We start from the raw sequence: 13338 nt of genomic DNA, 5'->3' as shown, positions 1-13338 counted from the left end.
GGCCCGGCGTCGTGAGGCGGGCCTGGACCTTGTCCGCGGCATCTTCCACCGGAGAAAAGCCATGCTTCCTGTTTCCAGACCGCCAGCCGGCACGTCCGCGCCGCACGGCACGGGCCCGGACGTCAAGCGCGATCCCCGCACAGGTGGTCAAGGTGGTCCGCTCCTGGATGTCAAGCACGGTCCTGGCAAAGGAGCAGGCAGTGGTGGTCCGCGCCTGGATGTCAAGCTTGCCTGGGGCGATCCCCACGACTCCGTCCGATCACCACCCGTCTCCGTGGCCGAGCGGCATCCGCAGGTCGCAGGGCCGACGCCTGACCTGCCGAGCGCTCGCGCCCACCCTCGGGAACCCGTCAACGGCGCGATCAAGTTGAGCGAACGTGGCGTGGATGGCACCAAACAAGTGCTGGCTGGCGCCTATATCGGTGCCGGAATCGGCGTGGCGGCCGGACTCCCCCTGGGTCCACTCGGCGCGGCCGGTACCGGGCTCCTGGGCTTGTGCCTGGGCGGTCTCGCGGGGCGGCGAGTAGCGGCCATCCGCGACGGATCGGCCAGTCGCGCAGAGCAGCAAAGGCTTGACGCTGCGCGAGCGGACTTCAAGGCCCTGCACGGACTCGAGGACTTGCCGACCACCACACCGCGTGAAGAACTCGAGCGGGTCGTACAGCTCGCCAATGCTCAGAAACTGGACAAGATTGCCAACGTGATCCAGCGCCTGCGCACGCTGCGCGAGATGAGCATGGCGGACCCCATCGGGGTCGGCGGAGTCGGCGGCGATGATCTTGCCCAGGCCGTCGCGCGCCTCACGGTGCGCGCCCTGGACCTGAGCATGGATGCGACGCATGGAAACCCTGCCAGCACCCTCCAGCAGTTGGTACTGGAGCCACTGACCCGAATGGCGCAAGACGGGCTGTGCAACTGGGCCGATCGATCCAGAGCGCTGGCGACGATGGCAGGCCACATGTCCCGGCGCAAGGACGTGCCGGAGGACGCACCACGCCCTGGGAGACCGTCCCCTCGAGAGCGCATCGGCGGGGTCCTCATCGAATGCTTGCATCGGGGCGTGCCAGCGGGCGCCGTGTCGCCCGATGTGCAATGGTCTTTTGGCCGTGCCATCTTGCGGGCCCTGCCGATGCCCGGCGTTTGCGATGCGCTTCTATCCCGGCTACCCGAGGGCCCGGGCCGACTGGAACGACTGCGCGATTGTCTCCATGAGCCGCCGATACCGCTGACCGCGCGGCTGCTTGCGCTTGCCTGCGAACTGCTCCATGCACAGGCGCAAGAGGCCGATCCTGAAGTGCGTGCAGACAGCTACCTTGCCAGCATGGTCGACCTGGTTCGAAGGGCGGATGGCTTCGACCAGGAGGCGCTTGCCGAAGCCATTTCCGAGGTCGTGATGACGCGGGACTGCCCGGCGGAACGTCGCGTCGAGCTGCTGCTGGAACTGGCCGCGTTACCGACGTGGCCCTTGGGCAACTTCGCCATCGACATGCTCACCGCGGCGCTGCGCCGGATCCACGCCGTCGACGCAGGTCCCGCCGCCACCGCCCTGACCGATGGCTTCCTGACCCGGCTCATCACGCGAGGCTCACCCGATGCGTGCCCGGCGATCGAACTTCCGGTGTTGCAGGGACTGGTCACCGGGAAAAGAAGACCTTCTTCGTCCGTGATCGCCCGCAGCCTCGAAGCCCAGGCGGCGGACCTGCCCCGCAACGTGGCGTCGCAACTGAGAGACCTGCTGCGCGGCACCGAGCTGCTATACCAGGCGCGGGTGTACGCGGACGTGGCGGGACGCCTGAGTGCTTGCGAAGCGACGCGGTCAGGCGTGCTGGTCCACGGACTGCTCAGTCCCGACGAGGTGATGCGGATGGTCGATGCGGTGGCCGACGCGCAACCCTTCGCGGGTCAGGCTCAGCTGATCGTCGCACTGATGCAGCTGACGCAGCGGCAGACGAGCCAGGCGCAGCTCGAACACGCGGTCCGGCGGATGGCCGGCCTGCCGCAGTTCGAAGCCGGCGAGAGCAAAGCCGACGCGGACGCGGAGGCACGTCGTCTCGACTTCAGCGTGCACGCGCTGCGTGCGTTCGAGCAGGCCATGACGCACATCAGCCGCGCCGACGCGCGAAGAGAAGCCCGGCCCGATCAGACCTGGTGGCAGCGTGCTCAAGCCTTGAGGCGGTCCGATGCCAAGGCGACGGCACGGCCCGCACAGGCGCATATCCGCTTCGCGTGGCTCGAGCGCCAGAATCGAACGACGTTGATCAATCAGGCCTGGGAACAGCGTCAGGCCGGCGGATCGCAAGGTCTCCGGCAAGCACCCCCTGACGCCGTCGGCGCAGGCCTGGACTGAGAGGCCAACGAGCGTCTGGCCGATGCGGGGGTGCGCATTGGGAAGCGGGATAGGTCACTCCCAGCCGCAGGACAAGTTCGACGCGCTGTCGCGCTAGCAGCCGAGTCTTCCGGGCAGCAGGAGGATCGCCCCGTGCCTGTGTAGGACGAGGTCAATTCCTGCCGCGCTGGCCCGCGCGGCGGCTCTGCCGGACTATGATCGCCGCCACTGGAGACGGCATGCGGCGTGGTCTGCGAAGAATGGTGGTGCCCTGGGGCCTGGCGGCCTCCTTGCTCGTCGGACCCGCCGTCGCGGGCGCCGACACGCGCGTCGCGTTGCAGTCGCTTGCCGACCTCACCCTGGAGCAGCTCGGGGAGCTGCGCGTCACGTCGGTCTCCGGGCGGCCCCAGGCGGTGCAGGACGCGCCGGCCTCGGTCTACGTCATCACCGCGCAGGACATCCGGCGTTCGGCGGCCACCAGCCTGCCCGAGGTGCTGCGCCTGGCCCCGACGCTGCAGGTGGCGCAGACCAACGCGGGCGTGTGGGCCATCAGCGCCCGGGGTCGCAACGACGTCATCGCCAACAAGCTGCTGGTGCTGCTGGACGGACGCACGATCTATTCGACCCTGTTCGCCGGCGTCATCTGGGACATGCACGACGTGGTGCTGGAGGACATCGAGCGCATCGAGGTCGTCAGCGGCCCGGGCGGCACGCTGTGGGGAGCCAACGCGGTCAATGGCGTCATCAGCATCGTCACGCGCTCGGCGGCGCAGACGCAGGGTGCGCTGGCTTCCGTCGTGCGTTCGCATTCGGGAGGCCGCGAGACGCTGCGCTGGGGCGGCCGGCTCGGGCCGGCCGATGTCCGCGTCTACGGCATCGCGACGGACATGGACAACACCGTGCGCCTGGACGGCACGGCCCGTGACGATGCCCGCTCGCGCCGGCAGCTCGGGTTCCGCGCCGACTGGGACGCCGACGCCGGCGAGCTCATGCTCACGGGCGACCTGCACCGCGCCGGCGACGCGGCCGCCACGCGCGATGCGCCGCGCCACGAGGGCGGCAGCCTGCTCGCGCGCTGGACGAGCCGCCTGCGCGATGGCTCGCCTTACCGCCTGCAGGCCTACACCTGGCGCGCCGAGCGCGACGAAATCACCGCGCTGCGCAACCGGTCGCGCGTGTGGGACCTGGAGTTCCGCCACGAGCCCTTGCGCCCGACCGGCCAGCAGCTGCTCTGGGGACTGGGCTGGCGGCAGGCCGATGACGACAACCTGCCCAGCCCGCTGGTCGCGCTGCAGCCCGCACAGCGCACGCTGAGCTGGTTCAGCGCCTTCGCACAGCACCAGCAGCGGCTGGCCGAGCGCTGGACGCTCACCACCGGCCTGAAGGCCGAGCGCAACAGCTACACCGGCTGGGAGCTGCTGCCCAACCTGCGGCTGGCGCTGCGCCATGACGAGCAGCACACGAGCTGGGCGGGCGTGTCGCGGGCGGTGCGTGCGCCCTCGCGCATCGATCGCGACGTCTTCATTCCCGGCCAGGCACCGTTCTTCATCGCGGGTGGCCCGCGCTTCGAGTCCGAGGTGGTCGTGGCCTACGAGCTCGGGCATAACGGCCGGATCGACGACACGCTGAACTGGTCCGCTACGCTCTATCACCACCGCATCGAAGGCCTGCGTGCGGGCATTCCCGGGCAGGTCCCCCTGACGGTGGAGAACCTCGTGGACGGGCACACCACCGGCCTGGAGGGCTGGCTGCGCTGGCAGGCCCGGCCCGACTGGTGGCTGGAAGCGGGTGGCTTCGCGCAGCGCACGCGCCTGGCGTCCACGCTCGCCGGCGATCCGCGCACCGCCTTCCCCGACCTGGGCAACGATCCCAGCGCGCAGTGGAGCCTGCGCTCGCACCACGACCTGGGCCGGGGCGTGCAGCTCGACGCAGCGCTGCGGCGCGTGGGCGCGCTGCCCTTGCCGCGGGTGCCGTCGTACACGGCCCTGGACTTGCGCCTGGGCTGGCGGATATCACCCGCGCTGTCGGTGTCGCTGCTCGGGCAGAACCTGCTGGACGGCGGGCATGTGGAATTCAGTAGTGCACCGTCGCCCAGCCGCATCGAGCGGCGGCTGGCCCTGCAGGCGGTCTGGACGCTTTGACCCCCCCGGTCTTCGCTCTCGCGCCGCACGGCGTGCTCCTGCGGATCGCCGCCGGCCTGCTGGTGCTGGCCCTCGGCCTGGGATCGGGGGGCGCCCAGGCCCAGGACGCGGGCCCGACGCGCGAGAGCGCGGTCAAGGCCGCCTTCCTCTATCGCTTCACCGGTTTCGTCGATTGGCCCGTGGGCGCCCTCGGAGCCGGTCAGCCACTGGTGATCGGCGTGCTCGACGACGAGTCCGTGGCGGCCGACCTGGAACACATGGTGCAGGGGCGCAAAGTGCAGGATCGGCCGGTGGTGGTGTGGCGCGTGCCGTCCGCCGCGCGGGCCCGCGACGCGCACGTGCTCTACGTGGGCCGGCGCAACCCGGCGCGGCTGCGCGAGACGCTGGCGGCGCTGCCGCCCGGGCCGCTCCTGGTGGTGACCGACCAGGACGAGGCGCATCCGCCGGGCGCCGCGCTGAACTTCGTGCAGGACGACGGGCGCCTGCGCTTCACCGCGTCTCCCCGCGCGGCGGAGGCGAGGTCGCTGCGCCTGGCCGCGCGCCTGCTGAACGTGGCCAAGGCGGTCGAGGAGCGGACACCATGAAGTCCCTGCGTCGCAAGCTCGACCGCATCCTGGCCGGCAGCACGCTCCTGGCGCTCGCGGTGGCAGGCCTCGCGCTGCTGGCCTTCGCGCACGAGCGCGAACTGCGCAGCCTGCGCCAGTCGGTCCACACCGAGGCCGACATGGTGGCCCTGGCCAGCGCGCCGGCGCTGTCCTTCGGCGACCGGCGCGACGCGCAGGCGAGCCTGGCCGCCCTGCAAGCCGACCCGCGCGTCACCGTGGCCGCGCTCTACGACGACAAGGACCAGCTCTTCGCCACCTTCGCGCCGCGCGGCGCACAAGTGCCGGCCGTGGCGGCCGACCAGGACGGCATGGAGGTGGACGCACGGCAGGTGGTGCTGTGGCGGGCCGTGATGGCCGACCGCGAGCGCGTGGGCACCTTGTACCTGCAGGTGCAGCACGGGCTGGTCGGCTCGGCCCTGGAGTTCCTCCTGGCCCTCGCCCTGGTCATGGCCGCCAGCCTGGCCGCGGCGCTGCTGCTCTCGCGCCGCCTGCACCTCCAGGCCATGGCGCCGCTGCGAAGCGTCACGGCCGTGGCGCGCGACATCCTGCGCGGCCACCCGCGCCGGCTGCCGCGCACCGACGCCGGCGACGACGAGGCCCAGGCCCTGGCCGACGGCTTCAACGCCATGCTGGACGACCTGGAACAGCGCGCCCAAAAGCTGCAGGCGGCCAACGCGGCCCTGCGCGCCAGCGAAGCGCGCTACCAGCTCGTGATGCGCGGCACCAGCGCGGGCCTGTGGGACTGGGACCTGCGTGCGGGTACCGCCTTCTACGCGCCGCGCTTCAAGGGCCTGCTCGGCTACGCCGACGACGAGCTGAAGAACGCGCCCACGCTGGTGGACGACCTGCTGCACCCGGACGACCGGCCCGCGCTGCGCCAGGCGCTGCGCGAGCACCTTTCCAGCGGGCTTCCCTTCCAGAGCGAATGCCGCCTGCGGCATCGGGACGGGCAGTGGCGCTGGTTCCTGGTCACCGGCATGTCCGAGCGCGACGAGAACGGCCGGGCCTTCCGCATGGCCGGCTCCATCGTGGACGTCAGTGCCCGCAAGCAGGCCGAACAGGTGCTGCAGGACGCCAACCGGGCCAAGGACGAATTCCTCGCCACCCTCGCGCACGAATTGCGCAATCCGCTGGCGCCGATCCGCAGCGGCCTGGACATCCTCAAGAAGGACCGTGACAACGGCCCGGCCTCGCAGCGCGCCCGCGACACCATGGAGCGGCAGCTGATGCACCTGATCCGACTGGTGGACGACCTGCTGGACATCTCGCGCATCACCAACGGCAAGATCCGCCTGGACATGACGCGCCTGCAGCTGTCGCGCGTGATCGAGACCGCGGTGGAGCTGAGCCGGCCGGCCATCGCCGCGCGCGGCCACGCCCTCCTGGTGGACGTCCCGCCGCAGGACATCGAGCTCACCGGCGATGCCACCCGGCTGGCCCAGGCCCTGGGCAACCTCCTGAACAACGCGGCCAAGTACACCCCGGCGGCCGGCCGCATCGAGCTGTCCGTGCGGCAGGAGGGGCTGGAGGCGGTCGTGGCCGTGCGCGACACCGGCGTGGGCATTCCACCGGAGATGCTCGAGTCGGTGTTTTCGCTGTTCACCCAGGTGGACCGCCAGATGGAGCGCGCCCAGGGCGGCCTGGGCATCGGCCTGTACCTGGTGCGCAGCCTGGTCGAGCTGCACCAGGGCACGGTCACGGCCAGCAGCGCCGGCCCGGGGCAGGGCAGCACCTTCACCGTGCGCCTGCCCTGCCTGGCCGCCCCGAGCGCGGCGGAGGATGTGCCCGTGCGCGTGGACGCCGGCTGGAAGGCGGGCGCGAGTCGCGTGCTGGTGGTCGATGACAACGTCGATGCGGCCGAGACCCTCGTGACGGTGCTGGACATGCTGGGCCACGAGGCGCGCTCAGCCCATGCGGGAGAAGAGGCGCTGGCGCTGGCCGCCTCCTTCCAGCCGGAGCTGGTGCTGCTGGACATCGGCTTGCCCGGCATGGACGGCTACGAAGTGGCCCGGCGGCTGCGCGCCGACGCGCGGCTCGGGCGCGTCCTGCTGGTGGCATTGACGGGCTGGGGCAGCCAGGAGGACCGGAAGCGCGCGCGCGATGCGGGTTTCGACCATCACCTCACCAAGCCGGTGGACGTCGCCGCGGTGGAGGCGCTGCTCGCGCAGCTGCCGGCCCGGCCCGGCCTCGCACCGGCGCAGGACTAATCCTAGAACCAGCTGCGCCCGCAGCGCAGGCCCAGCCAGGTCAGGGCCAGCGAGCCGGCCAGGTGCATGGCCGCGAGCGCCGCGGCGCGGCCGACGCGTTCGGCCTGCAGCAGCAGCACGGTCTCGGCGGAGAAGGTGGAGAAGGTCGTGAGCGCGCCCAGTGCGCCGGTCACCAGGGCCAGCCGCCAGGCCGGGTCGAGTTCGGGATGCGCATCGAAGCCCGCGATGGCCAGGCCCACCAGCCAGCCACCGGCCAGGTTGGCCACCAGCGTGCCCAGGGGCAGCCAGGAGGCGCCGGTCGTCAGCCACAGCGACAGCTGCCAGCGCGCCAGCGCGCCCACGCAGGCGCCGGCGCAGATGGCCAGCACGGCGTTCATGCGCGCCCGGCCGCGCGCTTCGCGGGCGCCGGCGTCTTGGGCCGGTAGTCGCACCAGCGGGCGACCGCGCATTCCCAGCAGCGCGGCGTGCGGGCCACGCACACGTAGCGCCCGTGCAGGATCAGCCAGTGGTGCGCGTTCTGCAGGAAGGCCGCGGGCACGCGGCGCAGCAGCTTCTGCTCGACCTCCAGCGGCGTCTTGCCGGGGGCCAGGCCGGTGCGGTTGCTCACGCGGAAGATGTGCGTGTCCACCGCCATGGTCGACTCACCGAAAGCCACGTTCAGCACCACGTTGGCCGTCTTGCGTCCCACCCCGGGCAGAGCCTCCAGTTCCTCGCGGCTGCGCGGCACCTCGCCGCCGTGGCGCTCGAGGAGGATGCGGCAGGTCTCCAGCAGGTTGCGGGCCTTGCTGCGGTACAGGCCGATGGTCTTGATGTGGTCCTCCAGCCGTTCGAGGCCCAGATCGAGCATCGCCTGCGGCGTGTTGGCCACGGGGAACAGGACGCGCGTGGCCTTGTTCACGCCCACGTCGGTGGCCTGCGCCGACAGCAGCACGGCCGCGAGCAGCTCGAACGGGGTGCTGTATTCCAGCTCGGTGCGCGGCTCGGGGTTGGCCGCGGCCAGGGTGGCGAAGAAGGGCTCGATGTCCTGGCGTTTCATGGGCTTGCGAGTGTAGTTCCGGTGCGACGGGCGGCGCGTCAGGTGCAGTCAGCAAGCGGGTCGGCCGCTGGCCGCCGCGCGGTTACCCAGCCCGGTCCCCATCCACCCTCACAGGAGCATCCATGGAAAGAACCGGAAAACACCTCTCCCATCACAGCAGCGCGTCCAGCGCGGCGGCAATCGCGACACCGCCCGCGCAGCGGCTCGACGCCCAGGAAGCGACGCCGCCCGAGACCGGATGGTGGGGCGGCCGCTCGTGTTTCGCCTGCTGCGCCTCGCGCACGAGCACGTCCTATCAAGACACCTGGGCCGCGCCGGATCTGGTCATGCCCGTCCCGCTTGGAAGCCGCGACGTCCTCGCGCTGGAAGCCCGCGCGGACACACCGGACCCCGGCGCGGCGCCGCGAAGCCCCGGCCCAGCGCTTGCGCCAGAGCAAGTGGCGCCGAACCTGACCAGGCAGGGCGGGGCGACCGGGTCCGTGGCGCCGCCCACTGTCGCCGTGCGCACGCCCGGGTCATCGCATTCCCCTGGATCGGCGTTTCTCACCCCCACACGCGTGACGCGACCGCGGTCGCATTCCGTCGGTGTTCCGGGCTCCGATCGCTCACCCAACGCCAGTACGTCGGGCACCACGCTGCGACCCAGGGGGGCCGACACCAAGAGCGACACCCGTCGGCGTTCGTTCGACGCGGCTTCGCAAGGTGCCAGTCCCTCCCTGTCGGGCCTCACCTCGCCGGCACGCATGGACGCCAAGACCCTGGTCGCCAGCTTCGGTCGCATCCTGGCGAGCGATCAACCCGATCATGAAATGCGTCGGCAGCTGCTCGAACAGCTGAAGTCCGCCATGCGCAGCAAGTCCATGACCGCAGAGGTGCTGCAGCAGGTGTGCGCGCTCGTGCTCGGCTCACGGATGCCGCGGGACAGCCAGCGCTACTTCCTGTCGGCCGCGTTCGACGCCTGCCGCGACGTTCTGGCGCTGGACGATGTGATCGCGCTGCGCAAGGCCATCAGCGGCCAGGGTTGGGAGACCATCGCGGCCCTGCAGACGCTGGCGAGCCTCTACGGGGCTGGGGCCGACTGCCTGACCCGCGAATCGGCGCTGGCCGAGTGGGCCGCCGCCAAGGCCGCACATCCGCGGGATCTCCCTCTCGTGCGCCTGTGGATCCGTGAAGCGTTGGAGCGTCACGCGTCGCGCAGCGAATTCAGCTGAGACCCCGGCCCTTGCTCACGGCCGCTGCTCGCTGAAGAACCGCGCGACGGCCACCGCGACCGCCGCCTTGTCGGAGCGCCGCAGCCGTACCAGCGCGATCTGGCGGTCTTCGGCCGTGGGAAGTTCGATCACCTTGAGCCGCGCGTCACCGGCCCAGCGCGCGCCCCTCAGCAGCGGCAGCACCGACACCCCCAGCCCGGCGCGGACCAGCTCCACGATGCCCTCGATGGCGTTGAGTTCCAGCAGCTCGTGCGGCTTCACCCGCAGCCTGCGCAGCGTGCGCTCCACCAGCGCCCCGGTGTGCTGGCTGGGGTCGAAGCGGATGAAGCGTTCGCGCTGCAGCAGCTCGCGAACCGGCGCGTCCGGCAGGTGACGCGGCGCCAGCAGCACCATGGGCTCGCTGTACAGCGCCTCCCAGGCGAGCTCCGCGCGAGCGGCGCCCGGCTCGCGCACGACCAGCGCGGCGTCCAGCTCGCCGCCGAGGACGCCTTCCACCAGGTCGATCGACTTGGCGGCGGACACGTGCAGGTCCAGCAGGGGATGGCGCTCCTTCAGCGCCAGCGTGGCCTGCACCAGGCCGCGCACGGCGGAGACCACGGCGCCCAGTCGCACGCTGCCGGACATGGCGTCCTGCGAGGGCAGGCTGGACAGCATCTGCTCGTAATGCGCCACCCACCGGCGCGCCTCGGGCAGCAGCATGCGGCCGGCCTCGTTCAGCACCACTGTCTTGCCTTGCCGCTCGAAGAGGGGCCGGCGGAACCCGGACTCGAGCGCACGCATCTGCTGGCCCACCGCGGCCTGCGTCAGGGCCACCCGCTGGGCCGCCCCCGCGAACGAGCCTTCCGCGGCCACGGCCAGGAAGGTCTTCATCAGGCGCACGCTGCTCATGCCGTGGATGCTAAAGCGTTTGTTGATCGTGGCTAAAGCAATAGTCGCTTTTTCTTTTGCTTTGCGCTCCCGATAATGGGCCTTCGATCCTGGAGCCGCGATGCATTTCGATTTCAGCAACCCCTACTTCACGCCACGCCTGCCGGTCTTCGCCCGCAACGCGGTCGCCACCTCCCACCCCCTGGCTGCCCAGGCGGGCCTGCGCATGCTGGCCAAGGGCGGCAATGCGGTCGATGCCGCCATCGCCGCCGCGGCCGCCATGACCATCTGCGAGCCGGTCAGCAACGGCCTGGGCAGCGACGCCTTCGCCATCCTCTGGGACGGCCGGCAGCTGCACGGCCTGAACGCCTCGGGCCGCGCGCCTGCGGCCTGGACCCCCGAGTACTTTTCCCGCCGCCATGGCGAGGCGGCGCAGCCGCCCAAGCGCGGGCTGGATTCGGTCACGGTGCCCGGTGCGGTGGCGGGCTGGGCGGCGCTGTCGGAGCGTTTCGGCCGGCTGCCGTTCGCCGACCTCATGGAGCCGGCCATCGAGATCGCCGAGCGCGGGTACCTCGTGCCGGTGGTGGTGCAGCAGAAGTGGGCGGCCGGTGCGCCGGAGCTGGCGGCGCAGCCGGGCTTCGCGCAGGCCTTCATGCCCTGGGGCCGGGCGCCCCGGGTCGGCGAGCTGTTCCGCTTCCAGGCGGCCGCGCGCGGGCTGCGCGCCATCGCCGAATCGAAGGGACGGGCCTTCTACGAAGGCGAGATGGCGCAGGCGCTGGTGCGCTTCGCGGGCGAGCACGGCGCGGCCCTCGCCGCGCAGGACCTCGCGAGCTACCGCCCCGAATGGGTCGAGCCCATCGCGCGCGACTACCGCGGCCACACGCTGCACGAGATCCCGCCCAACGGGCAGGGCATCGCCGCGCTCATTGCGCTGGGCATCCTGGAGAAGTTCGACGTGGCCGGCCTGCCGGTGGACGGCGTGGATTCGCAGCACCTGCAGATCGAGGCCATGAAGCTCGCCTTCGCGGACGTCTATCGCTACGTGGCCGAGCCCGCCAGCATGGAGGTGACCCCCGAGCAGATGCTGGACGATGCCTACCTGGCCAGCCGCGCCCGCCTCATCGATCCGCAGCGGGCCCAGGACTTCGGCGCCGGCAACCCGGTCAAGGGCGGCACCATCTACCTCACCGCCGCCGACGAGGACGGCATGATGGTGAGCTTCATCCAGAGCAACTACATGGGCTTCGGCTCGGGCTGCGTGGAGCCGCAGTTCGGCATCAGCCTGCAGAACCGCGGCCATGCCTTCAGCCTGAAGTCCGGCCCGAACCAGGTGGGGCCGGGCAAGCGACCCTTCCACACCATCATCCCGGCTTTCCTCACGCGCGGCGGCGAGCCGGTCATGAGCTTCGGTGTCATGGGGGCCAACATGCAGCCGCAGGGCCACATGCAGACGCTGGTGCGCATGCTGGACTATGGCCAGAACCCGCAGGCCGCCTGCGACGCGCCGCGCTGGCGCTACAACGCCGGCCTGGAGATCAACGTGGAGCAGCAGATGGACGCGGGCACCGTGCAGGGCCTGCTGGCGCGTGGCCACCGGGTCGAGGTGATCCAGGACAGCTACCAGGACTTCGGCGCCGGCCAGTTCATCTGGCGCGCGGGCGACCCGAAGGTGGAGGGCTACGTCTGCGCGAGCGACCCGCGCCGGGACGGGCAGGTCGCGGGCTTCTGAACGGCTTCAGTCCACTTCGGCGACCAGCTCGATCTCCACGCACGCGCCCAGCGGTATCTGCGCCACGCCGAAAGCGCTGCGCGCGTGGGCGCCCTTGTCGCCGAAGACCTGGCCGAAGAGTTCGCTCGCGCCGTTGGTGACCAGGTGCTGTTCGGTGAAATCGGGCGTGGAGTTGACCAGGCTCATCACCTTGACGATGCGGCGCACCTTCTCCAGGTCGCCCACGGCGGCCTGCAGTGTTCCCAGCAGGTCGATGGCGATGGCGCGCGCGGCGGCCTTGCCTTCCTCGGTGGACAGCTCACGCCCGAGCTGGCCCACCCAGGGCTTGCCCTCCTTGCGCGCGATGTGGCCGCTCAGGAAGACGAGATTGCCGGTACGCACGAAGGGCACGTAGGCCGCGGCCGGCGTGGCCACCGGGGGCAGGGTGATGTTCAGTTCCTGGAGCTTCTGGGCAATGGTCATGGGGGGTCCTTCGCGGTGAACGGAAATTCTAGGGCGGTGCCTTCGTGCGGGTTCGTCCGCCGACAGCCACGCGCATTTCACTGGGTCGCGCGAATCAGCCCCGTGAACAAGCGGTGCTCGCACTCGGGATCTGCGCAGGCCTCGCACGCTCCCTGCCACCTCGCCACGGGGGGCGGCTCGGGCGACCAGGCCCACGGGGCCGCGTCGGCCACCGATTCGAGCGCGTGCCGGGTGCGCGCCTCACCCCTGCCGTAGACCATGCGCCAGTCCACGCCCGCCCGGCCCAGTTGCTCGCGCAGCTGCCGGTCCACGTCGGCACGCACCTCGGGGCCGGCGCGGTGGAGCCCGTCGGGCACCCAGGGCAGGTCCAGGCCGGTGAGCAGGGTCAGGCCGTAGCGGCGCTGGCGCTGCGCCGCGAAGCGGACCAGCTCGCCGTCCTTGAACAGCATGCCGCTGTAGAGGGCGACCATGAGGGCGCTGGTGTCGGCGACCACGATGTCCGCCTCCTGTGCGGCGGCATCGACGGCGGCTTCCTGCTCGCGGGCGATGGGCAGCTGCTCCTCGGGACGCGGCGTGCGGCCGGCGCGCTCGCACCACGCTCGCAGCAGTTCCGGCACCATGGCCACGCGGTGGCCGCGCGCGCGCAGTCGTTCGGCCAGCTGCTCGCACAGCTGCGTCTTGCCCGTGCTTTCGGCACCGAGCACGGCGATCGTCAAGGCAGGAGCGAGGGGAGGGCGGCTCACGGGAGCCTCGG

Annotated in this window: 12 protein-coding genes; 6 read left to right on the top strand and 6 right to left on the bottom strand. The window is 71.4% G+C overall.

What is annotated here, in order from left to right; all coding sequences use genetic code 11:
- Positions 1-61 precede the first annotated feature (61 nt).
- The 4 genes from EZ242_RS18980 to EZ242_RS18970 all read left to right on the top strand — a co-directional run bounded on the left by EZ242_RS18980 (position 62) and on the right by EZ242_RS18970 (position 7279).
- Positions 62-2347, top strand: coding sequence for a hypothetical protein (locus EZ242_RS18980; RefSeq protein WP_167784873.1), 2286 nt, complete (start codon positions 62-64; stop codon positions 2345-2347).
- Between the two features lie 218 nt (positions 2348-2565).
- The gene (locus EZ242_RS18975; protein WP_167784872.1) at positions 2566-4467 is read left to right on the top strand and encodes a TOL_0244 family TonB-dependent receptor; all 1902 of its coding nucleotides are present in this window, start codon (positions 2566-2568) and stop codon (positions 4465-4467) included.
- A complete protein-coding gene (locus EZ242_RS22120) occupies positions 4464-5051 on the top strand; it encodes a TOL_0243 family YfiR-like periplasmic protein (protein WP_167784871.1) in 588 nt (195 codons plus the stop codon). Before EZ242_RS18975 ends, EZ242_RS22120 begins: the two co-directional genes overlap by 4 nt.
- Positions 5048-7279: an ATP-binding protein gene (locus EZ242_RS18970; protein ID WP_167784869.1), complete on the top strand. Its 2232-nt coding sequence runs from the start codon at positions 5048-5050 to the stop codon at positions 7277-7279. The genes EZ242_RS22120 and EZ242_RS18970 overlap by 4 nt, the downstream gene beginning before the upstream one ends.
- Positions 7280-7281: 2 nt before the next feature.
- On the opposite strand, the gene crcB is transcribed toward EZ242_RS18970, so the two are convergent.
- From crcB to EZ242_RS22115, 3 genes are all read right to left on the bottom strand, one after another.
- Positions 7282-7656, bottom strand: coding sequence for a fluoride efflux transporter CrcB (gene crcB / locus EZ242_RS18965; RefSeq protein ID WP_135286778.1), 375 nt, complete (start codon positions 7654-7656; stop codon positions 7282-7284).
- Complete coding sequence (nth, locus tag EZ242_RS18960) at positions 7653-8315, bottom strand: endonuclease III (RefSeq protein WP_135286777.1); 663 nt, start codon at positions 8313-8315, stop codon at positions 7653-7655. The genes crcB and nth overlap by 4 nt, the downstream gene beginning before the upstream one ends.
- A gap of 151 nt (positions 8316-8466) precedes the next feature.
- Positions 8467-8604, bottom strand: a complete 138-nt coding sequence (locus EZ242_RS22115; protein WP_167784864.1) for a hypothetical protein — start codon at positions 8602-8604, stop codon at positions 8467-8469.
- Positions 8605-9058: 454 nt separating this feature from the next.
- Between EZ242_RS22115 and EZ242_RS18955 the strand changes: the two genes are divergently transcribed.
- Complete coding sequence (locus EZ242_RS18955; RefSeq protein WP_135286776.1) at positions 9059-9526, top strand: hypothetical protein; 468 nt, start codon at positions 9059-9061, stop codon at positions 9524-9526.
- 15 nt (positions 9527-9541) lie between these two features.
- Here the strand turns inward: EZ242_RS18955 and EZ242_RS18950 are convergent, their stop codons facing one another.
- On the bottom strand, positions 9542-10414 hold the full coding sequence (locus EZ242_RS18950) for a LysR family transcriptional regulator (RefSeq protein ID WP_135286775.1): 873 nt from the start codon (positions 10412-10414) through the stop codon (positions 9542-9544).
- 100 nt (positions 10415-10514) lie between these two features.
- Between EZ242_RS18950 and EZ242_RS18945 the strand changes: the two genes are divergently transcribed.
- Positions 10515-12122 carry a gamma-glutamyltransferase family protein gene (locus EZ242_RS18945; protein ID WP_135286774.1) on the top strand — a complete coding sequence of 536 codons (1608 nt, stop codon included), beginning with the start codon at positions 10515-10517 and terminating at the stop codon, positions 12120-12122.
- A 6-nt stretch (positions 12123-12128) separates the two neighbouring features.
- Here EZ242_RS18945 and EZ242_RS18940 read toward each other — a convergent pair whose 3' ends face one another.
- A complete protein-coding gene (locus EZ242_RS18940) occupies positions 12129-12584 on the bottom strand; it encodes a RidA family protein (RefSeq protein WP_135286773.1) in 456 nt (151 codons plus the stop codon).
- Between the two features lie 77 nt (positions 12585-12661).
- On the bottom strand, positions 12662-13327 hold the full coding sequence (locus EZ242_RS18935; protein WP_240787163.1) for an AAA family ATPase: 666 nt from the start codon (positions 13325-13327) through the stop codon (positions 12662-12664).
- Between the last annotated feature and the right edge of the window lie 11 nt (positions 13328-13338).

It is taken from the genome of Ramlibacter rhizophilus (genome assembly GCF_004681965.1).
Classification (GTDB): domain Bacteria; phylum Pseudomonadota; class Gammaproteobacteria; order Burkholderiales; family Burkholderiaceae_C; genus Ramlibacter; species Ramlibacter rhizophilus.
Note: the sequence above shows the minus strand (reverse complement) of the source record. Positions and strands in the feature narration are given on the sequence as shown.